Origin of the sequence: Neobacillus drentensis, from assembly GCF_021560175.1 — a bacterium.
In the GTDB taxonomy this organism is placed as follows: Bacteria; Bacillota; Bacilli; order Bacillales; family Cytobacillaceae; genus Neobacillus; species Neobacillus drentensis_A.
The window spans coordinates 2,253,809-2,279,666 of record NZ_CP091110.1; the positions used below are offsets into that span (position 1 = coordinate 2,253,809).

22 protein-coding genes and 1 riboswitch are annotated in these 25,858 nt (G+C 40.8%); of the genes, 16 read left to right on the top strand and 6 right to left on the bottom strand.

The window, feature by feature from the left end; genetic code table 11:
* Window positions 1-74: 74 nt before the first annotated feature.
* The 5 genes from L1999_RS10440 to L1999_RS10460 are packed head-to-tail and all read right to left on the bottom strand — an operon-like array spanning window position 75 to window position 3,827.
* Window positions 75-1,094: a thiazole biosynthesis adenylyltransferase ThiF gene (locus L1999_RS10440; protein WP_235743481.1), complete on the bottom strand. Its 1,020-nt coding sequence runs from the start codon at window positions 1,092-1,094 to the stop codon at window positions 75-77.
* Window positions 1,091-1,858 carry a thiazole synthase gene (locus L1999_RS10445; protein WP_235743482.1) on the bottom strand — a complete coding sequence of 256 codons (768 nt, stop codon included), beginning with the start codon at window positions 1,856-1,858 and terminating at the stop codon, window positions 1,091-1,093. The genes L1999_RS10440 and L1999_RS10445 overlap by 4 nt, the downstream gene beginning before the upstream one ends.
* A 1-nt stretch (window position 1,859) precedes the next feature.
* Window positions 1,860-2,063, bottom strand: a complete 204-nt coding sequence (thiS, locus tag L1999_RS10450; protein ID WP_235743483.1) for a sulfur carrier protein ThiS — start codon at window positions 2,061-2,063, stop codon at window positions 1,860-1,862.
* Between the two features lie 10 nt (window positions 2,064-2,073).
* Complete coding sequence (thiO, locus tag L1999_RS10455) at window positions 2,074-3,201, bottom strand: glycine oxidase ThiO (protein WP_235743484.1); 1,128 nt, start codon at window positions 3,199-3,201, stop codon at window positions 2,074-2,076.
* Window positions 3,198-3,827: a thiamine phosphate synthase gene (locus L1999_RS10460; RefSeq protein WP_345790888.1), complete on the bottom strand. Its 630-nt coding sequence runs from the start codon at window positions 3,825-3,827 to the stop codon at window positions 3,198-3,200. The genes thiO and L1999_RS10460 overlap by 4 nt, the downstream gene beginning before the upstream one ends.
* A 104-nt stretch (window positions 3,828-3,931) precedes the next feature.
* A riboswitch (TPP riboswitch) is annotated at window positions 3,932-4,040 on the bottom strand.
* 282 nt (window positions 4,041-4,322) lie between these two features.
* Between L1999_RS10460 and L1999_RS10465 the strand changes: the two genes are divergently transcribed.
* The 15 genes from L1999_RS10465 to L1999_RS10535 all read left to right on the top strand — a co-directional run bounded on the left by L1999_RS10465 (window position 4,323) and on the right by L1999_RS10535 (window position 23,130).
* Window positions 4,323-4,532, top strand: coding sequence for a hypothetical protein (locus L1999_RS10465; RefSeq protein ID WP_235743485.1), 210 nt, complete (start codon window positions 4,323-4,325; stop codon window positions 4,530-4,532).
* Between the two features lie 29 nt (window positions 4,533-4,561).
* Window positions 4,562-5,158, top strand: coding sequence for a DNA-3-methyladenine glycosylase (locus L1999_RS10470; RefSeq protein ID WP_235744309.1), 597 nt, complete (start codon window positions 4,562-4,564; stop codon window positions 5,156-5,158).
* A gap of 185 nt (window positions 5,159-5,343) precedes the next feature.
* Window positions 5,344-6,678, top strand: coding sequence for a hypothetical protein (locus L1999_RS10475; protein ID WP_235743486.1), 1,335 nt, complete (start codon window positions 5,344-5,346; stop codon window positions 6,676-6,678).
* A 250-nt stretch (window positions 6,679-6,928) separates the two neighbouring features.
* On the top strand, window positions 6,929-8,155 hold the full coding sequence (locus L1999_RS10480; RefSeq protein WP_235743487.1) for a Zn-dependent hydrolase: 1,227 nt from the start codon (window positions 6,929-6,931) through the stop codon (window positions 8,153-8,155).
* A gap of 29 nt (window positions 8,156-8,184) precedes the next feature.
* The gene (locus tag L1999_RS10485; RefSeq protein ID WP_235743488.1) at window positions 8,185-9,561 is read left to right on the top strand and encodes an NAD(P)-dependent oxidoreductase; all 1,377 of its coding nucleotides are present in this window, start codon (window positions 8,185-8,187) and stop codon (window positions 9,559-9,561) included.
* 32 nt (window positions 9,562-9,593) lie between these two features.
* Window positions 9,594-10,880 (top strand): NAD-dependent dihydropyrimidine dehydrogenase subunit PreA, encoded by a 1,287-nt coding sequence (gene preA, locus L1999_RS10490; protein ID WP_235743489.1) that lies wholly within the window; start codon window positions 9,594-9,596, stop codon window positions 10,878-10,880.
* A 39-nt stretch (window positions 10,881-10,919) separates the two neighbouring features.
* Window positions 10,920-12,338, top strand: a complete 1,419-nt coding sequence (gene hydA, locus L1999_RS10495) for a dihydropyrimidinase (RefSeq protein ID WP_235743490.1) — start codon at window positions 10,920-10,922, stop codon at window positions 12,336-12,338.
* Between the two features lie 81 nt (window positions 12,339-12,419).
* Window positions 12,420-12,665, top strand: coding sequence for a hypothetical protein (locus L1999_RS10500; RefSeq protein ID WP_235743491.1), 246 nt, complete (start codon window positions 12,420-12,422; stop codon window positions 12,663-12,665).
* Window positions 12,662-13,795, top strand: a complete 1,134-nt coding sequence (gene ald, locus L1999_RS10505; RefSeq protein ID WP_235743492.1) for an alanine dehydrogenase — start codon at window positions 12,662-12,664, stop codon at window positions 13,793-13,795. The genes L1999_RS10500 and ald overlap by 4 nt, the downstream gene beginning before the upstream one ends.
* Window positions 13,796-13,852: 57 nt before the next feature.
* Entirely contained in the window at window positions 13,853-15,319 is a 1,467-nt protein-coding gene (locus L1999_RS10510) for a CoA-acylating methylmalonate-semialdehyde dehydrogenase (protein WP_235743493.1), read from the top strand.
* Window positions 15,320-15,902: 583 nt separating this feature from the next.
* Entirely contained in the window at window positions 15,903-17,255 is a 1,353-nt protein-coding gene (locus tag L1999_RS10515) for an aspartate aminotransferase family protein (RefSeq protein ID WP_235743494.1), read from the top strand.
* Window positions 17,256-17,419: 164 nt separating this feature from the next.
* Window positions 17,420-19,354, top strand: coding sequence for a sigma-54-dependent Fis family transcriptional regulator (locus L1999_RS10520; RefSeq protein ID WP_235743495.1), 1,935 nt, complete (start codon window positions 17,420-17,422; stop codon window positions 19,352-19,354).
* Window positions 19,355-19,614: 260 nt separating this feature from the next.
* Window positions 19,615-20,604: a thiamine pyrophosphate-dependent dehydrogenase E1 component subunit alpha gene (locus tag L1999_RS10525; RefSeq protein WP_235743496.1), complete on the top strand. Its 990-nt coding sequence runs from the start codon at window positions 19,615-19,617 to the stop codon at window positions 20,602-20,604.
* Window positions 20,605-20,628: 24 nt separating this feature from the next.
* Window positions 20,629-21,645, top strand: coding sequence for an alpha-ketoacid dehydrogenase subunit beta (locus L1999_RS10530; protein ID WP_235743497.1), 1,017 nt, complete (start codon window positions 20,629-20,631; stop codon window positions 21,643-21,645).
* A gap of 75 nt (window positions 21,646-21,720) precedes the next feature.
* The gene (locus L1999_RS10535) at window positions 21,721-23,130 is read left to right on the top strand and encodes a 2-oxo acid dehydrogenase subunit E2 (RefSeq protein WP_235743498.1); all 1,410 of its coding nucleotides are present in this window, start codon (window positions 21,721-21,723) and stop codon (window positions 23,128-23,130) included.
* 190 nt (window positions 23,131-23,320) lie between these two features.
* On the opposite strand, the gene L1999_RS10540 is transcribed toward L1999_RS10535, so the two are convergent.
* Window positions 23,321-24,019 carry a hypothetical protein gene (locus tag L1999_RS10540; RefSeq protein ID WP_235743499.1) on the bottom strand — a complete coding sequence of 233 codons (699 nt, stop codon included), beginning with the start codon at window positions 24,017-24,019 and terminating at the stop codon, window positions 23,321-23,323.
* A gap of 354 nt (window positions 24,020-24,373) precedes the next feature.
* On the opposite strand from L1999_RS10540, the gene thrC reads away from it, so the two are divergent.
* Window positions 24,374-25,777, top strand: coding sequence for a threonine synthase (thrC, locus tag L1999_RS10545; RefSeq protein ID WP_235743500.1), 1,404 nt, complete (start codon window positions 24,374-24,376; stop codon window positions 25,775-25,777).
* Window positions 25,778-25,858 lie beyond the last annotated feature (81 nt).

Sequence of the window (25,858 nt, forward strand, 5' to 3'; positions counted from 1 at the left end):
AAAATAGAGGTTTCCATCCAACACACCGTTATAGTCACGGGATTAGAAGGAACCTCTAATTTTTTTTTTGTTTTTTAGCCTAAATATCTATGATATAGCGCCTTTGCTTCCGATATATCCTTCGTTCCGTGTATTAAAACTCGACCATCTTTAAAAACGACCAATCTGTAAGGATTTACATTAAACGATAGGAGGTAAGGATTTCGCTGGACAATTCCCCCTTGATTCATTAATACTTTTTCTAATACCTCTAAATCCCAGCGATTGGAAAGGGCAGGGCGTATCTGAACGGAATCTCTGCCACACAATACCGCTGTTTTTGTTTGATTCTCAAACGACAAATAGGGATAGGAGCGGTGTTGCCCACAAGAAGGACAGTCCTCTTTTTTTAATTTATCTACTTTTATGGCACTATGTTGATTTTTCCACAAATCAAAAGAAACCAGTTTGTTCCGTAAGGACTCCAGGTCGCCAACCAAAATTTTTAAAGCTTCACTGATTTGGTATGAAACAACCATGCTCACAGCTGGACTGATAATTCCTGCGGTATCACAGGTTAATCCTCCTAATGGAACTGTTTCTAATAAACAAGTTAGGCAAGGAGTTTTTTCAGGAATAATGGTGTAGGAGATGCCATAGCTCCCCACGCAAGCACCGTAAATCCATGGAACTCCAAGCTTTTGCGAAACATCATTAATCATCATTCTGGTTTCAAAATTATCCGTTGCATCGATAATAAGATCGACTTGTTTAGCCCATTCTTCAAGCTCTAAGACAGAGGCATCAGCAATAACAGCCTCAATGGCCACAGAAGAGTTAATCGCTGTTAATCGATTTTTAGCAGCAATGACTTTGGGTAATCTATTTTCTGCCTCTTCTTCTGTATACAATTGCTGCCGTTGTAAATTGGACCATTCAACATAGTCCCGGTCAACGATGGTTAACTGACCAATTCCGGAACGCACAAGTGCTTCGGCACATGCGGATCCAAGAGCCCCAGCTCCAATGACGAGAACATGTTTCGTTGAAATTTTTTCCTGTCCGCTTTTTCCGATTGGAGGGAAAAGTTCTTGGCGTGAGTACCGATTATTCACCCGATACTCATTCCTTCTTTTGGACTGCTGGCAGCAGCGTACCGCTTTTTCTCGATTCGTCCAGCTTCATAGCCTAAGCGTCCAGCTTCAATCGCTAAACGCATCGCTTTGGCCATTTTTAGAGGGTCTTTTGCGGCTGAAACAGCTGTATTTAATAAGACACCATCGGCTCCTAATTCCATGGCCAATGCAGCATCGGCAGGGGAACCAACACCAGCATCAACAATAACCGGCACCACTGCTTGTTCGATAATAAAACAAAGGTTTACTGGATTGATGATTCCCTGACCAGAACCAATTGGGGAGGCTCCTGGCATAACCGCATGACAACCAGCTTCTTGTAGTTTCCTTGCTAAGACGACATCATCAGAAGTATAAGGGAGGACAATAAATCCTTCTTTTACTAACTCTTCCGTAGCTTTAAGAGTTTCGATTGGATCAGGAAGCAATGTTTTATCACAGCCAATAACCTCGACTTTAATCATGTCACAGAGACCGGAAGCTTTTGCTAGCTTAGCAATTCGCACGGCCTCTGCGGCAGTCTTTGCCCCAGCTGTATTCGGCAGCAAAGTATATTTATTGGTGTCCAGCTGCTCTAAAAAATTAGGCTGGCTTGGTTCAAAGATATTCATTCGCCGCACAGCAAACGTTAGAATCTCAGCTTTAGAAACATCAACCGCTTCTTTTTGGATTTCAAAGCTTGGGTACTTCCCAGTTCCTAGTAATAAACGAGAATTAAATGATAATGGACCTATTTTTAACATTTCAACCGCCTCCTACAAAATGGACAATTTCGATTCGATCTTTATCTGATAATCTAGTACATTGGTGATGTTCACTAGTTAAAATTTCCCCGTTCACTTCGACGACAACGACTTTATCATGGACTTTATAATGTGCAAGTAAATCGGAAACTGAAACAATGTCATCTGGTAATGTAATAAACTCTCCATTTAATAAAACGTTCATGTTTAACCCCCTAATGCACCCATGTTTTATGTCGGTCGATTCGGAAAGCTGAAAGCAGGTTTTCATCTGGTCTGCCATCCAATAAATCAGCCATAAGCATACCTGTAACCGGGCTTAGTAAAATTCCGTTCCGGTAATGTCCGGCTGCAATGAACAATCCTTTCCATAATGGATGTTCACCCAAATAAGGGAGGCCATCTCCAGTTTGGGGTCTAAGACCAGCCCAAACCCGCTCCCAAGGGGCATCCTTGATTTGTGGAACCAATTGACTGGCTCTTTCCACTAATGTAGCAATTCCGCTTGGTGTCACTCTTTTATCAAATGTGTGATCAATTTGGGTAGCACCAATTAAGATTTCACCATTGCGTTTTGGGACCAAGTAACATCGCTTATCCGAAAAAATAGTTCTGTTTATAATCGGTATATCTGTCTTAACAGAAAAGCATTCCCCTTTGACCGGATAAACTGAAAGATCCAGCCCGGTTTCACGCATTAGCTTTGAAGCCCATGCCCCGGTGGCAAGGACAACCTGGTTACAATCGATATTTCCTATAGTGGTTTTAACCCCGTTGACTCGGTCATTTTCATAGTTGAATGAAAATACCTCTGTGTTTTTCAGAATGGTCGCCCCAAATTGTTCAGCGGCCTTTGCATAAGCGCTTGATAATTTAGCAGGCTGGACATGACCATCGTTAGGGATGAACATCCCGCCAGCAACGTCTGGGGAGAGGGAGGGTTCCAATTCTCGTATACTTTGAGAATCGAGCCATTCTATTTCCGGATCCCAAAGTCGTTGAAACGCTGCTTGTTGTCTAACTTCTTTTGCTATTTCTTCTGTTTCAGCAATTTTAATCATGCCTTTACGAACAAACTCAATATCGATTCCGGTAATCTCAAATAACTCGTTTGAGAGGGAAGAAAACATTGCCTGGCTTTTTAAAGCTAATTGAAAAAAGGGACCATCGTCTTCAATCTCTGCTTGTGCTGCCAGCATTCCGGCAGCGGCACTGGATGCTTCACAAGCCAAATGGTTCTTCTCAATCATAACCACTTTTTTCCCAAGCTTTGAAAGTTGATAGGCAATGGAACTCCCGTTTATTCCGCCGCCAATAATGGCAACATCAAATGATTTTTTCACCTTTTACCATCTCCATCTTTTAATGCATGTACATATGCTTTTACTGCCGATACAGGATCGCTTGAATCTAAGACACCTGACATAACCGCGATACCATTTACACCGGCTTGAATGACTGGTTTCGTATTTTCAGGTGTGATCCCGCCAATGGCAATGACCGGAATAGGCAGTCTAGCTACCCTTGATAATTCTTCTATACCTTTTGGAGTCTTGCCCGGTTTAGAGAGGGAAGGGTAGACGTGGCCGAACAGAACGTAATCTGCACCATCCCGCAGAGCATTTTCTCCATCTTGAAAAGAGTGAATGGAACTTCCTACTCTTAAACTTGGAAACTCTTTTTTTACAATCGCTTGATCCAAACTATGATAGGCTAATTGGACCCCTGCGACTTTTGCAGCGAAAGCAACATCCACCCTGTCATTTAACATTATTTTTGAAAGAGGGATGTCCCTAGAAAGCAAATCTACCGCTTGAAAAAGTTCCCGTGCCGTTTTTTGCTTTTCCCTTAGGTGGATCGACGTTACATAAGGGTGAATATCGATTAAAATCTCTCGTAACTGCTCGATTGGCATCTTACCGTTCGAAATGATATGTAATTCGTTAAGCTTTGTTAAAATTCGCGTCACCTCTTTAGAAGATTCCACTAATGAAACAAGTGAAAAACAAAAAAACCACTTTCCGATGTTTAGAAAGTGGTTTGATTATTTGAAAGAGAAAAGGACGCATTCAAATAGCCTGTTTTCCACTTCCCTACGCTGGTATAACCCAGATCAGGTTCATAGAGTCCCGAAGTAGTACTTCAATCTCAGCCCTTTAAAAAGGCACCTCTAGCGGATATATTTTCCATATAAATTTGTAATCATTACCTGCATGTATAATATTATCAACATTGTTTGAAATGTCAAATAATTTTATTTAGTAATAAGTCTGTATCTTTTGCTGTCATCGGTTAAGCTTTTTTCAGAATTAGCGTATAATGAATAGATAATGGCTCCATCTTCGCCATTATCATGATAGCCACTCATATAAGATTCCGCTTATTTGCAGAAATTTAACAAGGATATTTTTCATTTTTAACAAATTATATACGTATGTATTTATAAGGGGAAGGAGTGGAAAGAATGAAACATCAGAAAACTTTTTTTGTAATCGACGACCTGATTTTTGAAGTCGTGAAGCCAGAAATAACTTTAAAGAAAATTAGAGTAACACAGGTGAAATTTGAAAATGAGGAGTATAAATTACTTAGAAAAAAGTTTGATGAAAATTTGTTTCATATTGAAAGAAAACCTGATGGATGGTTTATAACAGAGAAAGATAAGCCTTTTTAAGGAGTGATCAAGGCGTGGAAGATACGTTAATGGAAATTAATCCGTTACCCTCGGAGTTTTATGACCAGCCAACTCTTGAACTGGCAAGGGCATTACTCGGCTGCCTGCTTGTAAAAGAAACACCAGAAGGAATGACGGCAGGTTATATTGTCGAGACAGAGGCTTACATAGGACCTGGAGACAGGGCTGCCCACAGCTATCAAAACAGGCGTACGAAAAGAACCGAAGTCATGTTCCAGCGTTCGGGTCTTGCCTATACGTATTTAATGCATACCCACTGCCTTTTCAACGTGGTTAGCGGCGGTGAAGAAAAACCTGAAGCAGTCTTGGTCCGGGCACTTGAACCTGTGGCTGGTATCGAGCTTATGAAAAGAAGAAGAGGAATTGAGGTCCTGACCAATCTGACAAATGGCCCCGGAAAATTGACTAAATCAATGGGTATTACAATCGAGGACTATGGCCACACCCTGACTTCTTCCCCTTTATTTATTGCTAAGGGCATCTGTCCGGAAAGTATATCAGCTGGAAAAAGGATTGGAATTAACAATTCTGGTGAAGCAAAGGACTATCCATGGCGGTTCTGGGTGACGAAAAATAAATATGTTTCAAGACATCAAAAAGCCTGATCCTTTCGGTACATCGAATAGGGATTAGGTTTTTTTGTTCTAAAATGTATCCGTTTACATAAATTTCAATGTGAGCTTTTATTTCAAAGTGATGGATTAGTTTAAACACTCTAAGGATAATTAGGCTAACGAGCTAGTTAAGGCACAAGTGAGATGCATTCACTACTATTGAACAGAAGGTGATAATGATCAAACTGACAGTAGTTATTGTCGGACCAGAACCGTTAGTTCATAAAATAAGCAAGATTGCCTCAGAATTTCATGAACTTAAAACAAAATCACTTTTCTATGAAAAGGTAGAGGAATCAGCAAAATTAGTTCGGGAACTCCAAGAACCGAAGGATATTTATATTTTTGCTGGTCCAACACCTTTTTTTATTGCAAAAGAGACGATCCCCTTGGATGTAATCTCCTATTATATTCCTTTTGAGGGCTCGGATATCTATCGCCTTTTATTAGAGGTTTTTGAGATGTACCATCACTATCCAATCATTAGTTATGATATTGTCGAACCCCATTACTTAGAAGAAATCTATGAGGAAATGGGGATCACTAGCATCCCCTATCAATTAATCACCTTTAACGAAGATCCAGTGGATAGTGATGGATTAGCAAACTATCACTTGAACTTATGGAAAGAAGGAAAAGTACAGGTGATTGCTACTACGCTAAATTCTGTCTATGAAAGATTAACATTCCTAAATATACCCGTTTTTTTAATCAAACACACAAATGCTAATATCCGAGATACATTACGCAAAGCGGTGCTAAGTGGGCTGAATCAGAAACAAGAGGAGGCTCAAATTACGGTCCTTCAATTTCAGATGATCCTAGACGAGAGTGAACGAAATGACCGATTACAACAAGAATGTCTTTTTATAAAAGAAAGAATCGTAGAATTTGGTAACTTGCTTTTTTCAAGCACGAATTTATCGGATAGCGAGGTCATTACCCTTTATACAACCCGCGGTGTTTTTGAAAAAGTAACGAAGAAATGGAGCGATTTCTCCTTTTTAAAAGAATTAAATGAACTTTTTACCGTTACGGTTAATCTTGGAATTGGCTATGGAAATACGGCTGAAAGTGCTGCTTACAATGCAAGAAATGCCCTTGAATTTTCACTCAGAGAGAAGAGAGGGAGCAGTTTTTTAATTGATGCAGACAAAAGAATTTACGGACCACTTGGAACGGAAGAAACAGTGAATTATCCCTTACAAAAATCTAACGATAATCAGCAAAATTCATTAACAGTTCGTAAATTTTATGCATGGTTGTCAATGATGCAAAAAAAAGAAGTTACCACAAGGGAATTAAGTATCGGGATGAATACAAGTGAACGCCATGCAGCAAGAATTTTAAAAAATTTATGTGAAAAGAAGATTGCTAACATCATAGGGAAAGAGTCTTTACATCAAAAAGGACGGCCACGGATTGTGTACGAAATTGATTTTACAGAATTAGCAAAACTAGTGAATGAAGAAGGAAAGCCAAATCTTGATCCATACTTGTTAACACCTTAACCATTTACTGGGATGAGCCAAATAAAGGGCGCCATCATTGCAGGCGTTATCGTAAATTATTATATAAGATTACCTTACCAGATAATGGAATGCATTTCCTATAAGGAAGATAATCAATCTTGAACGTAAATTAAAGACATATAAAAGACATTAGGTTAAAGCATAGCAAATAGGAGGAAATCTCAGATAAAGAAAATAGGAGAAAAAAGCCTTTGCAGACAGCTAGTGAGAGGAAAGGGGCAGAAATAAGATGAAGGAACAACAAAAAATGTTAATCAGTGCCGAACGATTACAATCCACGCTTGAGCAATTTGCTAATTTCGGCCGTACCGAAAACAATGGCGTAACTCGTTTAGCCCTATCGGAGGAGGATCGTTTAGCGAGAGATTACTTTATTTCATGCTGTAAAAAGTTAGGGATGATGGTTGAAATTGACGATATGGGGAATATTTATGCGACATTAGCAGGGATTGAAGACATGCCGCCGCTTGTCATTGGCTCGCATTTAGATTCGGTCAAAAAAGGCGGACGGTTTGATGGCGTATTAGGGGTAGTCGCTGGTTTAGAAGTGGCCCGCGCGTTGGTTGAAAATAATGTTAAGCCCCAGATTCCGCTTGTCATTGCCGATATCACAAACGAAGAAGGAGCCAGATTTGAACCATCGATGATGGCATCTGGAGTATTGTCGGGTAAATTCGATAAAGCCGCTATGCACCAGAAAAAGGATGTCGATGGTATCACGTTTAAAGACGCATTACAGTCGATTGGCTATGTTGGTAAGGAGGAATCTCGTTTAAAGAAAGCTGCGGCCTTTTTAGAATTACATATCGAACAAGGACCGATCCTTGAACGGGAATCTTTCTCAATCGGGGTAGTGGAATGTGTACTGGGAATGGTTTGTTATGAAATCACGGTAACAGGGGAATCGGACCATGCCGGAACCACTCCAATGGATATGAGAAAGGATGCACTCTTTGCGGCAAATAACTTAATTACGGAAGCCCGCCAAAAGCTTGGGGCTGTAGATAAGGATTTAGTTTTCACGATGGGACGGATGAATGTTCTGCCAAACATTCACACCGTTATCCCTAATAAAGTAGTTTTTTCACTAGAGGCCAGACACAAAGATCCAGCGGTAATTCAGCGAGTAGAAGAGATAATCGTTGGTCTAACCCAATCCACGGCAAATGAAGGCTGTGATATTCAAACCGAGAAATTATGGGATCGTTCAACTGTATTATTTGATGATGATCTATGCGATTTATTAGAGAATGCTGCTAAGTCATTAAACTACTCGTATAAACGAATGGATAGCGGCGCCGGTCATGACGCTCAATTTCTAGCAAGTTATATTCCAACGGCGATGATCTTTGTTCCAAGTATCAATGGAAAGAGTCATTGTGAAGAAGAGCTGACTACTTGGGAGGATTGTGCCAAGGGAGTAAATGTCCTGTTGGAAACGGTTTTGTCGTTTTAACCAAAGATCTTTAAAGGAGGTTTTGGCAATTGGGTGTTATCAATCATTCGAACATCTCATCTGAAGATTTAAGTCTGAATTTTCAAGAAATAGTTCCTGAACTAACCAAGCAGGAAGCAGTGGAAGAGGCGAATCGATGTCTCTACTGCTACGATGCACCATGTATAAAAGCATGTCCAACAGGAATTGATATCCCGTCGTTTATTAAGAAAATCGTTTCTGGGAATTTAAAAGGATCTGCCAAAACGATTCTAACGGCAAATCCGATTGGTGCTAGTTGTTCACGCGTTTGTCCAACAGAGGAATTATGTGAGGGCGCCTGTGTCTTGAACCATTCCACCAAGCCCATTATGATTGGGAACCTGCAGCGTTATGCGACCGATTGGGCGATCCAGAATGAACAATCCTTGTTTACAGCTGGACAGAAAAATGGAAAATCCGTGGCGATTGTCGGCGGGGGGCCAGCAGGGTTGTCTGCTGCAAGGGAACTAGCACTGCTTGGGTTTAAGGTTACTATTTTTGAAGCAGAAGAAAAGGCCGGTGGATTAAACACCTATGGAATTGTGCCATTCCGACTGCCGCTTACCATCTCCTCCTGGGAAGTAAAGCAGATTGAGAGCTTAAATGTTGAGATCCGCACCGGCACAAGAGTTGGGCAAGATATAGCAGTTGAAGAAATAATGAATCACTATGATGCTATTATCCTCGCGATTGGTATGTCCAAAGTTCCGGAATTGGGGATAATTGGTGAGGATTTAACCGGAGTGTTTGACGCGATTGAATTTGTTAAAGAAACGAAAACCAAACCACTTACTACGCAGCTTCTAGGAAAAAAGGTTGCCGTAATTGGCGCAGGAAACACCGCCATTGATGCAGCAACCAATTCCATTCGCCTCGGTGCTGACAATGTCAAAATCCTTTATAGACGAACAAGAGAGGAAATGACTGCTTATCAATTCGAATATGAATTCGCTAAACAAGATGGCGTCGAATTTCGTTGGCTTACGGCGCCAGTTAGGATTTTAGGTGATAAGCAAGGAAATGTAATCGGGATTGAATGTATCCGCATGGAGCTGACAGAACCAGGAGAGGATGGCCGCCGCCAGCCTGTTCCAATCAAAGGAACTGAATTTATCCTTGAAGTCGATACAGTCATTAAAGCAAATGGCCAATCCAGATATGTGGAACTAATCGAACAGTTTCATTTAGAACATAACGGAGGCGTAGTCAAGATTCATCCCACTACCTATCAAACCTCCAATCAGAAGGTATTTGCTTGTGGCGATGTTATTTATGGAAAGGGACTACAGGGGGATGCGATGGTCGTAACGGCTGTTCAACAAGGGAAAGAGAGTGCTTATGCCATTCATCAATTACTGAAGTCTTCAGTTGTTGAAACAGAATAGGCTTACGGATAAAGAATAAAAGGAGGTAGTTTATGGCAGATTTAAGGATTAATTTAGCTGGAATAACTTCACCAAATCCATTTTGGCTTGCCTCAGCACCCCCAACAAACTCAGGATATCAAGTCCAACGTGCATTTGAGGCCGGCTGGGGCGGTGCCGTTTGGAAGACATTGGGAGAGCCTATTATCAATACGTCTTCCCGATTTGCAGCCGTCAGCTTTAACGGACAAAAAGTAGCCGGCTTTAACAATATTGAACTGATTACGGATCGCCCGCTAGAGGTGAACCTGAAAGAAATAGCCGAAACGAAGAAGCGTTTCCCCAATCACGCCATCATCGCCTCGTTAATGGTCGAGCCGAAGCAAGAAAAATGGCATGAGATCGTAAAAAAAGTAGAAGCAGTTGGTGTCGATGGTCTTGAATTAAACTTTGGGTGCCCACATGGAATGGCAGAACGAGGGATGGGATCGGCATCAGGCCAAGTACCAGCCCTAGTTGAACAACAAACCTATTGGGTAAAAGAAGTAGCGAAGACTCCGGTCATTGTAAAACTGACACCGAATATAACCGATATTACGGCAACGGCTGAGGCTGCGGTAAAGGGTGGTGCGGATGCCGTTAGTATGATTAATACGATTAATAGTTTAGCAGGGGTAGATCTTGATACCTGGAACACGATTCCACATGTGGCCGGGAAAGGGGCACATGGAGGTTACTGCGGGCCGGCCGTTAAACCGATTGCGTTACATATGGTAGGGGAGTGTGCCCGAAATCCTAGGATTAATATCCCAATCTCTGGAATCGGTGGAATCTCAAACTGGCAAAACGCTGTCGAATTCATGTTGATGGGTGCAAGCGGGGTCCAAGTTTGTACAGCAGCTATGCATCATGGCTTTAGAATCGTTGAGGATATGATTGAAGGATTAAATAATTATTTAGATGATAAGGGCATCGCCTCTGTCATGGATTTAATTGGTAAAGCAGTACCGAAATATTCTGACTGGGGCAATCTTGATTTGAACTATAGTGTGGTTGCTAAAATCAATAATGATGTTTGCATTCATTGCAATAAATGCCATATTGCCTGTGAGGACACCTCCCATCAATGCATCGATATGCTGAAGGATGAACATGGAAACAGCATCCTCAAAGTAAGGGAAGAAGACTGTGTCGGCTGTAATTTATGTTCCATCGTCTGCCCGGTAGAAGGTGCAATTGATATGATTGAAGTACCAAGTGGACTGCCGCCAATGACATGGAATGAACGCCAGGCAGCACTCGGGGCGCTTTCGTTTAAAACGGATATTGTTAAAAAATAATAGACTCAATTTCTACTAAAACAGGGAGGGTCATTCATTATGAAAAAAGTGATTAAAAATGGAACCGTCGTGACGGCAGCGGATACCTATCGAGCCGATGTCTGTATTGAAAATGGAGTCGTTACGCAAATTGGCGAGAATTTATCCACTGTTGGTGCAGAGGTTATTGATGCAAAAGGCTGTTACCTGTTTCCTGGCGGAATTGATCCCCATACCCATCTCGATATGCCGTTTGGCGGAACAGTTACAAAAGATGATTTTGAAACCGGTACGATGGCAGCCGCTTTTGGTGGAACAACCACCATCATTGATTTCTGCTTAACGACCAAAGGGGCAACATTGAAAAGTGCCGTCGATGCCTGGCATGCCAAATCAAAAGATAAGGCCGTCATTGATTATGGATTTCACCTGCAAATTGTTGAAATGAACAATGAAAAGCTAGCCGAGCTGCCTAAAATGATTGAAGAAGAGGGCATCACCTCCCTTAAGGTATTTATGGCCTATAAAAATCAGTTTCAAGCTGATGATGAAACCCTTTTTAAAACATTGATTGCTGCAAGGGACCTTGGCGCCCTCGTCATGGTTCATGCGGAAAATGGCGATGTGATTGATTATTTAGTGAAAAAAGCCTTAGAAGAAGGGAATACGGATCCCATTTATCATGCGCTGACAAGGCCGCCGGAAGTAGAAGCGGAAGCAACTGGCCGAGCGGCAACCTTAACCAAATTAGCAAATTCTCAACTATATGTTGTCCATGTTTCTTGTGCCGAAGCTGCCCGGAAGATTGCCGAAGCGAGGAGCAAAGGCGCCGATATCTGGGGAGAAACGTGCCCGCAGTATTTAGTATTGGACCAATCTTACTTAGAAAAGCCAAATTTTGAAGGAGCAAAATACGTTTGGTCGCCTCCGTTACGTGAAAAATGGAATCAAGCTGAGTTATGGAATGCTTTAAAAACAGGACAGCTGCAAACCGTGGGCTCTGATCAATGCTCCTTTGACTTTGTCGGTCAAAAGGACCTTGGGAAAGGTGATTTTTCAAAAATTCCAAACGGTGGACCAATTATTGAGGACCGCGTAAGTATTTTGTTCTCCGAAGGGGTTAAGAAAGGAAGAATTTCCATTAACCAGTTTGTTGAAATTACCTCAACAAAGGCGGCAAAATTATTTGGTTTGTATCCAAAAAAAGGAACGATTGCCATAGGAGCTGATGCTGATATTGTCATTTTTGATCCAAATGTGGAACGGGTCATTTCAGCTGAAACGCACCATATGGCTGTTGATTATAATGCATTCGAAGGGTTCAAGGTTACTGGTGAGCCTGTATCTGTCCTTTCACGTGGTGATTTTGTGATCCGTGATAAACAGTTTGTTGGTAAACCAGGTGCAGGACAGTTTTTAAAACGAGAGAAATACGGTTCAAATCAAAAAGCAGAATCGGAAAAAACGGTAACATTGTAAGAGATTGTATAGGGAAAAAGGGTTAAGGATTAAGATTCTTAACCCTTTGCCGAGTGGAAGCAAAATAAAGGGAGGAGAAAAATGTCTGACTATCAACAGTATTTAAAAGAACGGGATCTTGTGGATTATTACCTTCAAAAGGGGTACCTAATTAAAAATAGTACCGAAAATTTAAGCGGAGCCTTTGTTCTTTTTGAGAAAAAAAACAGCAATGGTGAAATGGAAAGGGAAACGATCCAACTATTAACTCCTGCGGCTCGGAAGTATTTTTCCGTGAGAGTGATTCAACAACAAAACGCTCAACCAGAAAGGGATGTAGGAGCATGATTATCGGCATACCCAAAGAGATTAAAAACAATGAGAATCGAGTGGGAATAACACCTGGAGGAGTATTTGAATTTATTGCCAATGGGAATGAAATTTGGATTGAAAACCATGCGGGAATGGGCAGTGGTTTCCCGAACGAGGAATACATGGCTGCCGGTGCCAAAATCGTTCAGACTGCGAAAGAAGCATGGTCAGCCGATATGGTTATGAAAGTAAAAGAGCCGCTGCCAGAAGAATTTCAATATTTTCGGGAAGGATTAATCTTATTTACTTATCTCCATCTGGCCCCGGAATATGATCTGACGAAAGCTCTTATGGAAAAGAAAGTAATCGCGATTGCTTACGAAACCATTCAACTCGAAAATGGATTACTCCCATTGTTGATGCCGATGAGTGAAGTAGCGGGCAGAATGTCGATCCAAATCGGTGCCCAATTTTTAGAAAAGCCGAAAGGTGGTAAAGGAGTTCTACTTGGAGGTGTTCCTGGTGTTGCTCCGGCTGAGGTTGTCATTATCGGCGGCGGGATAGTCGGAACGAATGCAGCTAAAATGGCGCTTGGCCTTGGTGCTAAAGTAACCATCCTGGATATTAATGCAAACCGTTTAAGAGAAATAGATGACTTATTTCAAGGACGGTTAACGACACTTATGTCCAATCCTTATAATCTTACTGAAGTGATAAAAAAAGCAGATCTAGTGGTTGGTGCGGTTCTTATTCCTGGGGCACGGGCACCGAGACTTGTCACGGAGGACATGATAAAAACGATGCAGCCCGGTTCTGTTGTGGTCGATGTGGCAATTGATCAAGGCGGCTCCATAGAAACAATTGATCGGATTACCACTCACACAAACCCAACCTATGAAAAGCATGGCGTAGTTCATTACGCGGTTGCCAACATGCCAGGTGCTGTCCCTCGTACAGCGACCATCGCCTTAACAAATGTAACCGTTCCATACGGTATTGAGATTGCCAACAAAGGTTTAAATCTTGCTGCACGTTCCAAACCTGCTTTATTGAAAGGAATCAATGTGATCGGTGGAAAAGTTACCTTTAAAGCAGTGGCAGATGCCCATGGATTTAGTTATACCAAGATCGAACAAATGATTAATAATGATAGTCTATCAGTTTAGTAAGGACCATCGGGGAATCGAACATACAACCTTATATATCAAAAGGAGACCGTTTGAATGACAATTTTTACACAAGGAATCAAGCATTTAAAAAACTATATTGGGGGAGAATGGGTTGACTCAAAATCTGATAAAACGGAACTTGTTGTCAATCCAGCAACAGGGCAAGCAATTGCTGAGATACCGCTATCTACCAAAGAAGATGTTGATCATGCCGTTGCTGTTGCGAAGGTGGCCTTTAAAATATGGTCACAGACACCTGTTCCTAAGCGGGCCCGAATCCTATTTAAGTATCAGCAGCTGCTTGTGGAAAATTCAGATGAATTGGCGAGGCTGGTCACTATAGAAAATGGGAAGGCTCTATCGGAAGCAGCGGGTGAGGTACAGCGTGGAATTGAGTGTGTTGAATTTGCTGCTGGTGCCCCTTCTTTCATGATGGGTAAACAGCTGCCCGATATTGCCACCAATCTTGAATCCGGGATGTATCGCTATCCTCTTGGAGTGGTAGGTGGGATTACACCATTTAATTTTCCGATGATGGTTCCGTGCTGGATGTTCCCGATCGCGATTGCTTGCGGAAATACATTCGTATTAAAGCCATCCGAAAGGACACCAGTTCTTGCGGCACGTCTTGCAGAATTAATGACAGAAGCCGGATTACCAAGTGGAGTCCTAAATATTGTCAATGGTGCGCATGATGTAGTCAATGGGCTGCTCGAACATAAAGACGTAAAAGCAATCTCATTTGTCGGTTCACAGCCTGTTGCCGAATATGTCTATAAAAAAGGAACAGCCAACTTGAAGCGGGTCCAAGCACTTTCTGGTGCCAAAAATCATTCCATCGTCTTAAAAGATGCAAACTTAGAGCTTGCGGCAAGAGAAATTACGAACGCTGCCTTTGGCTCCGCAGGCGAACGCTGTATGGCAGCGGCCGTAGTTGCTGTCGAAGAAAGTATTGCTGATGAATTAGTCCAGCGTTTATCAATTTTGGCTGATGACATCAAAATAGGGAATGGACTTACCGAGGGGGTTTTCCTTGGACCAGTCATTCGTGAAGGAAATAAGACGCGTACGATCGAGTATATCGAGTCAGGTATTACTCAAGGTGCTACACTGGTGCGGGATGGACGAAAGGATGAAGCGGTTAACGGTCCCGGCTATTTCGTTGGACCAACGATTTTCGATCATGTTACGAAAGAAATGAAAATCTGGCAGGATGAACTTTTTGCACCGGTTCTCTCGATTGTTAGAGTCAAAGATTTGGCAGAAGCGATTGATGTGGCAAATGCCTCACCATTTGCGAACGGTGCCTGCTTATTTACTGATCGTGCTTCCGCCGTGCGTCAGTTCCGGGAAACGATTGATGCAGGAATGCTCGGAGTCAATGTTGGGGTGCCAGCTCCAATGGCTTTCTTCCCATTTTCCGGGTACAAGGATTCGTTCTATGGGGATTTACATGCAAATGGCACAGACGGATTTGACTTTTATACAAGAAAGAAAATGGTGACAGCTCGATATCAATAGGATGAGAGACAGTGTTGCTTTTTCTTTAAGGATCTTCAACTTGATGTTGATTGCATTCAAGGTCAGTGAGAGAGCGGTTCATTGCCCGAAGAAAGGAAGAAGAGCCCTTCAAGGTCAATGAGAGAGCGGTTCATTGCCCAAAAAAAGGTAGTAGAGCCATTCTGGGTCAATGAAAGAGCGGTTCATTGCCCGAAGAAAGGAAAAAGAGCCCTTCAAGGTCAATAAAAGAGTGGTTCATTGCCCGAAAAAAGGAAATAGAGCCATTCTGGGTGAATGAGAGAGAGGTTCATTGCCCGAAAAAAGGTAGTAGAGCCATTCTGGGTAAATGAAAGAGTGGTTCATTACCCGAAGAAAGGAAAAGGAGCCCTTCCAAGGTCAATGAGAGAGGGGTTCATTGCCCGAAGAAAGGAAAAGGAGCCCTTCAAGGTAAATGAAAGGGCGGTTCATAGAACGATATGAAAAATGGCTACCCCAGGGTTAATGAAAGACTGGTACACCCTATATATTTAACGGAAAAAACGTTCCCGTTTTCAATAATTTTAAACAAAAGCCTGAAATTTCTAAAACAGGAAGGACAATGTGCATGACCAAAAATAAAGCAGAGGAAATCCTCGAAAAAGACCGGCAGTATTTATGGCATCATATGACCCCCTATAAAGAAAAAGCCTCACCAACTGTTGCTGTTGAAGGAAAAGGATCGTGGATTACGGATATCCATGGCAATAAATATCTAGATGCTATGTCAGGATTATGGTGTGTGAACGTTGGATACGGAAGAGAAGAGTTAGCCCAGGCCGCATATGAACAACTAAAAAGCATGCCCTATTTTCCACTTTCACAAAGTCATATTCCGGCCATCCAGCTAGCCGAAAAATTGAACGAGTGGCTAGAAGGAGAGTATGTGATTTTTTTCTCGAACAGCGGTTCGGAAGCAAATGAAACTGCCTTTAAAATAGCCCGTCAGTACCACCAGCAAAATGGAGAACCCAATCGTTATAAATTTATTTCGCGTTATCGAGCGTATCATGGGAATTCAATGGGGGCTTTAGCTGCGACAGGCCAGGCTGTACGGAAATTTAATTATGAACCACTGGCTCCAGGCTTTATTCATGTCAGCCCGCCCGATAGTTATCGCCGTCCAGAAGGGCAAAAGATCGAACATTTTAATCTGCAATGCGCCTTAGAAATAGAAAAAACCATCATTTGGGAAGGCAAGGAATCGATTGCTGCGGTCATAATGGAACCCGCTATCACTGGGGGAGGTGTTCTAGTTCCGGAGCCAATTTATATGGAAAAGGTTAAGGAAATCTGCCAAAAGTATGGCATCCTCTTCATTATAGATGAGGTCATTTGCGGCTTTGGACGAACTGGGAAAAAATTTGGTCACATGCATTTTGACATCAAACCTGATATAGTCACCATGGCGAAGGGGCTAACGAGCGGATATCTTCCTTTATCAGCTACTGCCGTTCGTCGTGAGTTATACGACAAATTCAAGAGTTCAGATGAATATGGTTTTTTCAGACATGTAAATACCTTTGGTGGAAACCCTGCAGCTTGCGCAGTCGCCTTAAAAAATATCGAAATTTACGAAAAAGAAAATTTAGTGGAGCGTGCTCAACAATTAGGTAAACAGTTGAGACAAGAACTGAATGAACTCATGGATCATCCACTTGTTGGTGATATCCGTAGTTTTGGTTTCTTGCTCGGTATAGAACTGGTTGAAAACAAACAAACGAAGGAACCAATTTCGCCTGTAATAATTGATCAAATCATTGCTGAATGTAAAAGTAAGAGATTGATTATTGGTAAAAATGGGGCTACGGTTGCGGGGTTTAATAATATTCTTACGCTTTCTCCACCATTATCCTCAACAGATCAAGATTTGGCGTTTATTGTAAAAACGTTAAAGGATGTTTTCAGGAAAATCGTATAAGTAATAAACGAAAACAGCTACTTGCCGAGATTAGTTCAATTAAATAGGATTTTCAACTACCTGTATAGAATTAATTCTATACGGGTTTATCTTTTGGTGAATTTAATTTATTGATTTAAATCTTTTTGTTCCTTATAAACAAAAAAGTATAAGGGGTGGTCATTATGACGAACATTAATGAGTTATTACTATCAAATGCCTTCATTCTTAACGCACAAAGGTCAGATTCCACTTTTTCAAACATTATTCACCAATCATTAATGCGATCAAGAGAAAACAAAATCGATCCCAATAGGAAAAAAGGTAAGGTTAATAAAGAACTGTGGCAAAGAAGTATTCTACATAATGAGGAGTTATTTCATACCACACTGCCATTAATGAAGGATATATTCCAATTAGTTGCAGGTACAGGGTTCATGGTGGTGATTTGTGATAAAAATGGATTATTACTGAAAACAATTGGGGATGAAGACACCCTGCAAAAGGCTCGGGAAATCTCTTTTATTGAAGGTGCCGATTGGAGTGAAGAAACCGTTGGCACTAATGCAATCGGTACATGTATTAAAGAACAAATCCCACTTCAAGTATTTCATGATGAGCATTACATGAAAATTTGCCAGGAATGGACTTGTTCAGCCTCACCGATTTTTGGAAATGATGGAAAATTATTAGGTGTCTTAAACGTTTCAGGTCCGTATGAGAAAGTACATCAACACACGCTGGGAATGGTGGTTTCCACTGCAAGGGCCGTAGAAAATCTGATGAAATTGCAAGATAAGATTAATAGAAATGAATTAATGAAGAGTTACCTAGAAGCAACCATGAATACACTTACCTCAGGCATTATCCTCGTAAACCATCAGGGAGAAATCATACAGGCTAATAAAACCTTGCTCGATATGCTTCAGCTAGAAGAGGATATAATCGACAAAAAAATTTATGAGCTGTTTGCGAACCAAATTTTCCAGGATGGTAACTATGCGATAAAAATAAAAGATAAAGATATCCACTTAAAATTAAAAAGAGGTAATTCAAAGCATGTGGTGTTAAATAGTCAATCTGTCTATCAAGGAGAGAAACAGATTGGATCTCTGCTGACTTTACAGGAAATTCAAAAAGTTCGGCAAATGGTTAACCGTTTTACTGGAAACCGAGCCAATATTACTTTTAAGGAAATAATTGGTGAAAATGAGTTGTTTTTAACTAGTCTAAGAGAAGCCAAGTCCGCTTCTAATTCACCATCAAATGTTTTGCTTTTAGGTGAAAGCGGGACGGGGAAAGACTTGTTTGCGCAGGCAATCCACAATGAAAGTGATCGTCGTAAAATGCCTTTCATTGCCATAAATTGTGGAGCTATTCCCAGGGATTTACTAGGAAGCGAATTATTCGGTTACGTAGATGGGGCCTTTACTGGTGCAAGAAAAGGTGGTAGTTCAGGAAAGTTTGAGCTGGCCGATGGTGGAACCATTTTTCTTGATGAAATCGGAGAAATGTCTTTAGATATGCAAGTCTTGCTTTTAAGAGTTCTTCAAAACCGGGAAATTAATAGAATTGGGGACCATAAGGTAATTCCTGTAGATGTAAGAATTATTGCTGCTACTAATAAAAATTTGAAAGACGAGGTTCGGAAAGGGAATTTTCGAGAAGATCTTTATTTTCGCCTTAATGTCCTCCCCATTCATATCCCAGGTTTACGTTATCGGGAAGAGGATATCTCTCTACTAGCCTCTCATTTTGTCAAACATTATAACCAAAAAATTCCTAAACAGATCGAAACCATTTCACCGTCCTACATGAAGGCAATTGAAAAATATAACTGGCCTGGAAATGTCCGCGAACTACAAAATGTAATTGAAAGATCACTGAATCGGTGTACTACAGAGGTTCTCTCTATAGAGTGTCTGCCTGATGAAATCCAGACCGTTAATATTGACACACCATCTGACCAAAATCTTGTGAGTAGAAAAGACGTTCTGCAAAAACAGGCTTTACTTGAAGTGATAATGAATTGTGACTATAACTATAGTAAAGCTGCGAAGAAATTAAACATTTCAAGAAGCACCTTATACAGAAGGCTGGAACGTTTCAACCTGAGATAGAAGTGTCTCGTTTTGTGTCAGTGTATCAAATTAAATGATACACTTTGATACAAAATGGGACACTTTTATTTGATCATTACCATTCAAAAGTTTATTTTACGGTTAGGGGCGTTAAAAAAAAGTAGTTTTTACTATATATTACAAGTGCTTAAGGCTTTTCCTATTATTTTTTTACCTACTAATGAAAACGCTGCCAAAATTGGCATGGTTCTTGCAACTAAAGGAAAGTGAGCATTTATTTAGCAAAAGGAGGATCTATCATGTCAATCCCTAAGGAAAAGTTGCTTTGGATGTATGAAACAATGGTGAAAAGCCGCTATTACGAGGAGATGCTTGTCGAGGCTTATGCTGAAGGGAAAAAACCGGTTTTTAATATTGGGGCGGGCCCTGTTCCTGGAGAAATGCACCTTTCTAATGGTCAGGAACCAGCAGCTGTTGGAATCTGTGCCCATTTGACAAAAGATGATACAGTTGCATCACCGCACCGTCCTCACCATCATGCAATTGCTAAAGGTGTGAATTTAAACCGTATGACTGCTGAAATCTTTGGGAAAGAGACAGGTCTTGGAAAAGGGAAAGGCGGTCATATGCATTTATTCGACCCAGAAGTGAAATTTTCATGTGGCGGTATAGTTGCTGCCGGAATACCCCAAGCGGCAGGAGCAGCACTTGCGGCAAAGCAAAAAGGGGAAGACTGGGTAGCTGTTGCCTTTATCGGTGAAGGAGCAGCGAATGCGGGTGCCTTTCATGAAACACTTAATATGGCAGCGCTCTGGAAACTTCCACTAATAGTTGTTGTAGAAAATAATTCTTGGGGTATTTCTGTTCCAAAGACGGCTTCAACGGCCATTGCTTCGAATGATAAGAGAGCAGCAGGTTACGACAATACAATGGGTTACCATGTAAAAGATAATGATCCTCTTGAAATGTACCGCGTTTCCCAACAAGCAGTGGAAAGAGCACGGCGTGGAGAAGGACCTTCCATTATTGAAATCGAAACATATCGGTTTTTAGGCCACTTCCAAGGAGACCCTGAATTGTATCGTGAAAAAGAAGAAGTTCCATCATTACGTGAAAGAGATCCAATTGATAGATTAAGAATTAACATCCTTTCTGAAGGAATCGCCTCTGAAAATGATATAAATCTGCTAGAGAACAAGGCAAAAAGTGAGGTGGATTCAGCTTTCCAATTTGCCAGGGAAAGCGAATACCCTCGTCCAGAAGCCGCACTTGAAGACCTATTTTGTTAATTTACTAGATGGGAGATGAATGAGATGCAAACAACTAAACGTATGCTCACAGGGAACAAAGCGTTAGCAGAAGCGATAGCTCAAGAGATGGAACGAGATTCAGGTGTATTTGTCCTGGGTGAGGATGTTGGAAAATATGGCGGCATATTTGGAGCCACTCAAGGATTGATTGAGAAATTTGGCGATAGACGAGTGCTGGATACACCAATTTCCGAAACTGCCTTCATCGGTGCAGCCATTGGCGCTGCGGCAGAGGGTATGAGACCGGTTGTTGAACTTATGTTTGTTGATTTCTTTGGTGTGTGCATGGATCAAATTTATAACCATATGGCAAAAATCCCCTATATGTCAGGCGGATCGGTCAAATTGCCAATGGTCTTAATGACGGGCGTTGGCGGTGGATACAGTGATGCTGCACAGCATTCACAAACTCTTTACGGAACCTTTGCCCATTTACCTGGAATGAAAGTAGTTGCACCATCTACTCCATATGACCTCAAAGGAATGATGACGTCAGCGATTCGAGACGATAACCCAGTCGTGTTTATGTTCCATAAAACATTGCAAGGGTTAGGCTGGATGGATCAGATTGATGAGTCGGTGGGGGAAGTACCGGAGGAGTCTTATACCGTTCCGCTTGGAAAAGCTAAAGTGGTACGGGAAGGAGCGGATGTAACGATTGTAGGTATCCAGATGATGACCCACCAAGCAGTATCCGCTGCGAAAATGCTAGAAAGTCAGGGGATCAGCGCGGAGGTAATTGATATCCGTTCGCTTGTCCCGCTTGATAAAGAAACTATTTTAAATTCTGTTCGCAAAACACATCGCATAGTGGTGGTGGACGAAGATTATCTGTCGTTTGGGTTTACTTCTGAAATTGCTGCAATCGTTGCTGAAGAAGCACTCTATGAATTGGAGGCTCCGATCAAGAGGCTTGCGATTCCCAATGTACCAATCCCATATAGCCGTGATCTCGAAAAATATGTGATACCAAACGCACAAAAAATTGCCGATGCAGTCATGCAATTAATGGAAGAGTAGAAGTTTGATATTTAGCAGGCGGCTGTTCGGGATCAGAATAGCCGCTTTCTTATGATTTTATTAGGAGGGATTGAAATGCAAGACACAAAAACCTTACGTGAGATCAAATTACCTCGTTTGTCTGATGCGGATGAAGAAAGTCTTATTACCTTTTGGCATAAATCAGAAGGGGACTTTGTAAAAAAAGGAGAGGTTCTGGTTGAGGTTCAGACCGAAAAGGCTGTTTCGGAAATCGAATCCGATACGGATGGTGTCATTGTTACCATCCACAAAAAAAGAGGGGAAGTGATATCAGTTGGTGATGCCCTTGTTAGCATAGCGGAAGAAGATGGAGATATACCTAATTCTATTAAAAAACAATCCAGCTCTACTTCTATAGAAATTAAAAATGAAAACCAGCAAACTCATAAATCATTTGTTAAGGCATCTCCAAGAGTACGTAAAATGGCAAAAGATTTAGGGGTTGATTTAGCTGCTGTTTCTGGATCAGGTAAAAAGGGGGAAATATCGGTCGAAGATGTACAAAAAGCTGCAAACGGACAACTTAGTATTGAAAGGCCTCATGTAAATCCTTTAAGTGAGAAACCCAGGGTAATCGCATCCCCTTCTGTAAGAAAGCTAGCCAGGGAGAAAGGGATAAATCTTGAAGAATTACATGAAAAAATAAATCGGAAAATTCAACGTGAAGATGTTTTAAGTTTTGCCGGAGAACAGGAACAGGATAAGAATGTGGTGAAGGAAGAAAAAGCTCCTGCCGAGAAAATGCCATCTGAGACCCTTCATGAAGTTGAAATAGTAAAACTTGGGGGGATTCGTAAAGCAATTGCCAAAGCAATGACACATTCAAAACAAACGATTCCTCATGTCACCCATTTTGCTGAGGCGGATGTTACAGCGTTGGTGCTTCATAGAGACAGGTTAAAAGAAATCGCGAAGTCAAAGCAAATTAAACTAACATTCCTTCCCTATGTCATAAAAGCTCTGATAAGTGCTTTAAAAGGTTTTAAAGAATTAAATGCATTCATAGATGAAGCGGAAGAGAACATTTATTATAAAAAGTTTTATAATATTGGAATCGCTGTTCAAACAACTAATGGTCTAATTGTCCCTGTTATTAAGAATGCAGACCAGAAAAATATCTCAGGACTCGCAAAAGAAATTGAATTACTGACAAATACTGCTAGAGAAAACAAATTAACGATGGAGCAAATAAAAGAGGGGACTTGTACGATTTCAAACATCGGCTCGGCTGGTGGACAATGGTTTACCCCGATTATAAACCATCCTGAAACCTCGATCCTGGGATTTGGTGAAATTATCGAAAAACCGGTCGTTAGAAATGGTGAAATTACAATTGGAAAGACACTCCCTCTTTCCCTCAGCTATGATCATCGTGTCATTGATGGGGTCATCGCCCAAAATGCATTAAACCAGATAAAAAAATTATTAGAGGACCCTGAACTTCTTTTATTGGAATTAGAATAAAATAATCTTAAATGTGAAAAGACTTAACCCCCGTGGTTAAGTCTTTTGCGTATAGTAACGTTATTCTATTAAAAGTCAGCGATATATCCTTTCCTTAATATTTTTTCCATCGAAACGGATTATCCTTTTAATCCGTTTGTTTCGATAGATACTAATATGAAGTTGTGGAATCCATCATGGACAAACCTATTCACCACCCCCTCTTGATTAAGATTGTTTGGTTCTGATCACCCGGACCGATAAAATCTAATGCGGCAGGAGAAAATACGGCAACTTTTCTTTTAACTCCCTCCAATAGAATTCGGATTGGCTCTCTAACTAGTTGATCCTGAAAGAGATGGCCTCCTGAGATCATTATCTGTTTGGCTCTCCTAGCTAAGCCAGTCTTAATTATTTTACGTTCCATGATAGAGTTGACCGTTTCGACCGCTTTCTCTTTATGATGCATTGAATCTTTCACTGGCTGTAATCCTTCTGCTTCAACTGAAGCAACTAAACCAATTTCACGATTATTTAATACTAGGACGAAGTTATACCCTGTGTCCGTTTTCTTTTGGACAATTTCTACTTCATCCGTAATAACCGTGACAAATTCATCAGGTTCTTTCAAGTGTGAGTCTTGAGAATTCTCTTTTTGCTTGATGACTCGGTAAGATGCTTTTGCTCCAATTCCTTCAGCTGTGAAGTCGAACGGTTTTATACTTTGAGTGCGGACAAAGTATAATTGATTCAGCTTTTCTTTACTGTCTAATTGGACACATAAAGCAACATCCTCTTTCACCGCCTTTCCCTCACCGTTCGAGAGCATGGGGACATTCATTTTCATTCCTGGAAATTGAACGAAGATGTAGCTAAAGTTTTTCTTAGGCAGTACATCTGAAAGTCTCATAAACTCACAACCTTTCTGATTTGTTTCAAGGTTATTTTCCTTGTAAAAGTATAATTCCATATAAAATCTTTTCTTCCTGTATGGGTATGAAGAGTTTTCATCGTCACTTTCTTATGAAATGTGAGGGTTCCTCCTATTTGTTGAGTAATTATGAGGAAATCTACTATCGAAAAATGTAAATCGTCAAAAAATTTTCTATCTAAAACAAAATTTATAGACTATTCGCTAAATTATGTATTAAAATAAACGTTATATATTTTAATTCAAAAAAAGAATATAGTAATCTTATGATATAAAAATTGAACAAGTATGATAATCAAGACTTACAACTTTAATATAAACCTGGAGGGCGCTATGAACTTTGTTAGTACACGAGGAAAAGTAAATAAAATTGGATTTATTGAGACAGTCTTAATGGGACTGGCAAATGATGGGGGACTATTAGTACCGGAGAACATCCCGCATATTCCTGCCGAAAAGTTAGAAGCAATGTCAAAGTTAACGTATCAAGAATTGGCCTACGAAATTTTTTCCTATTATGTGGATGGTGAAATTCCAGGCAATGAGCTAAAGGCATTAATCGAGAAAAGCTATGCTACCTTCCGCCACCCGGAAGTAACGCCCGTACAAAAAGTAAAAGATAATCTGTATGTGCTGGAACTGTTCCATGGTCCAACCTTTGCTTTTAAAGATATTGCACTGCAATTTTTAGGGAATTTATATTCCTATGTATCAAAGAAAACAGGTGAAACGATTCATATTCTCGGAGCAACTTCTGGTGATACGGGTGCATCTGCCATTGAAGGTGTTAGAGGAAAAGAAGGCATTCGCATTTGTATCTTGCATCCGCATGGAAAAGTAAGTAAGGTACAAGAATTGCAGATGACGACTGTTGCGGATAAAAGTGTGTTGAATTTAGCCATAAAAGGAACATTTGATGATGGTCAGAGAATCATTAAGGAATTGTTCGCAGATGTAGACCTTAAAAACAAGTATCATCTTCGCGCGATTAATTCTATTAACTTTGTACGTATCCTGGCGCAAACCGTTTATTATTTTTATGCGTATTTCCAAGTGAAAAAAGAGAATGACCTTATGAATGTTAACTTTAGCGTACCGACAGGAAACTTTGGTGATATCTTTGCTGGTTATCTTGCTAAGAAAATGGGTCTTCCTGTAGGTAAACTGATTGTCGCAACCAATGAGAATAATATATTAGAAAGCTTTATCCAGGATGGTGTGTACATGCCTGGTGAATTCCGAAGTACCTACAGCCCTTCGATGGATATCCAAGTAGCCAGCAATTTTGAGCGGTACCTGTACTACTTGCTTGGCGAAGATCCACAAGCAGTGTCCGACTTAATGGCCAAATTTAAGGCAGAAGGAAAAATTGTTGTGAACGAAGAACAGCTCCAACAGGTTCAAAAGGATTTTGCAGCACATGGAGTGGAAGGGGAAGAATGTTTGCAGACGATCAGTAAATATTATAATGAAACAAGTTATTTATTAGATCCACACACTGCCTGCGGTGTCGCTGCTTACGAAAAATGTAATCATTCGAATGAGGTGTGTGTAACACTGGCAACAGCCCATCCGGCGAAGTTTAATGAATCGATTGAGCTTTGTGATATTAAGCAGACATACCCTGAGGAAATCAATCAATTGTTTAATAAACCACAGTATTTAGAAGTGGTTGAAGCGGATAATAATGAAGTGGTTCGCAATTTAGAAAAGCTTTTTAGTTTTTCTGCTAACTAAATTTTATATAAAGTCGATGAAAAGGAGTAAGAGTTTTACTCCTTTTTAATTTTGATATAATTAATTTTGTACTTACTATCC

Excerpts from the sequence above, each read along its gene's own strand:
- L1999_RS10445 (WP_235743482.1), bottom strand. The coding sequence starts at position 1,858 with ATGTTAAAAATAGGTCCATTATCATTTAATTCTCGTTTATTACTAGGA.
- thiS (WP_235743483.1), bottom strand. The coding sequence starts at position 2,063 with ATGAACGTTTTATTAAATGGAGAGTTTATTACATTACCAGATGACATT.
- L1999_RS10465 (WP_235743485.1), top strand. The coding sequence starts at position 4,323 with ATGAAACATCAGAAAACTTTTTTTGTAATCGACGACCTGATTTTTGAA.
- L1999_RS10470 (WP_235744309.1), top strand. The coding sequence starts at position 4,562 with ATGGAAATTAATCCGTTACCCTCGGAGTTTTATGACCAGCCAACTCTT.
- L1999_RS10475 (WP_235743486.1), top strand. The coding sequence starts at position 5,344 with ATGATCAAACTGACAGTAGTTATTGTCGGACCAGAACCGTTAGTTCAT.
- L1999_RS10480 (WP_235743487.1), top strand. The coding sequence starts at position 6,929 with ATGAAGGAACAACAAAAAATGTTAATCAGTGCCGAACGATTACAATCC.
- preA (WP_235743489.1), top strand. The coding sequence starts at position 9,594 with ATGGCAGATTTAAGGATTAATTTAGCTGGAATAACTTCACCAAATCCA.
- hydA (WP_235743490.1), top strand. The coding sequence starts at position 10,920 with ATGAAAAAAGTGATTAAAAATGGAACCGTCGTGACGGCAGCGGATACC.
- L1999_RS10500 (WP_235743491.1), top strand. The coding sequence starts at position 12,420 with ATGTCTGACTATCAACAGTATTTAAAAGAACGGGATCTTGTGGATTAT.
- ald (WP_235743492.1), top strand. The coding sequence starts at position 12,662 with ATGATTATCGGCATACCCAAAGAGATTAAAAACAATGAGAATCGAGTG.
- L1999_RS10510 (WP_235743493.1), top strand. The coding sequence starts at position 13,853 with ATGACAATTTTTACACAAGGAATCAAGCATTTAAAAAACTATATTGGG.
- L1999_RS10515 (WP_235743494.1), top strand. The coding sequence starts at position 15,903 with ATGACCAAAAATAAAGCAGAGGAAATCCTCGAAAAAGACCGGCAGTAT.
- L1999_RS10520 (WP_235743495.1), top strand. The coding sequence starts at position 17,420 with ATGACGAACATTAATGAGTTATTACTATCAAATGCCTTCATTCTTAAC.
- L1999_RS10525 (WP_235743496.1), top strand. The coding sequence starts at position 19,615 with ATGTCAATCCCTAAGGAAAAGTTGCTTTGGATGTATGAAACAATGGTG.
- L1999_RS10530 (WP_235743497.1), top strand. The coding sequence starts at position 20,629 with ATGCAAACAACTAAACGTATGCTCACAGGGAACAAAGCGTTAGCAGAA.
- L1999_RS10535 (WP_235743498.1), top strand. The coding sequence starts at position 21,721 with ATGCAAGACACAAAAACCTTACGTGAGATCAAATTACCTCGTTTGTCT.
- L1999_RS10540 (WP_235743499.1), bottom strand. The coding sequence starts at position 24,019 with ATGAGACTTTCAGATGTACTGCCTAAGAAAAACTTTAGCTACATCTTC.
- thrC (WP_235743500.1), top strand. The coding sequence starts at position 24,374 with ATGAACTTTGTTAGTACACGAGGAAAAGTAAATAAAATTGGATTTATT.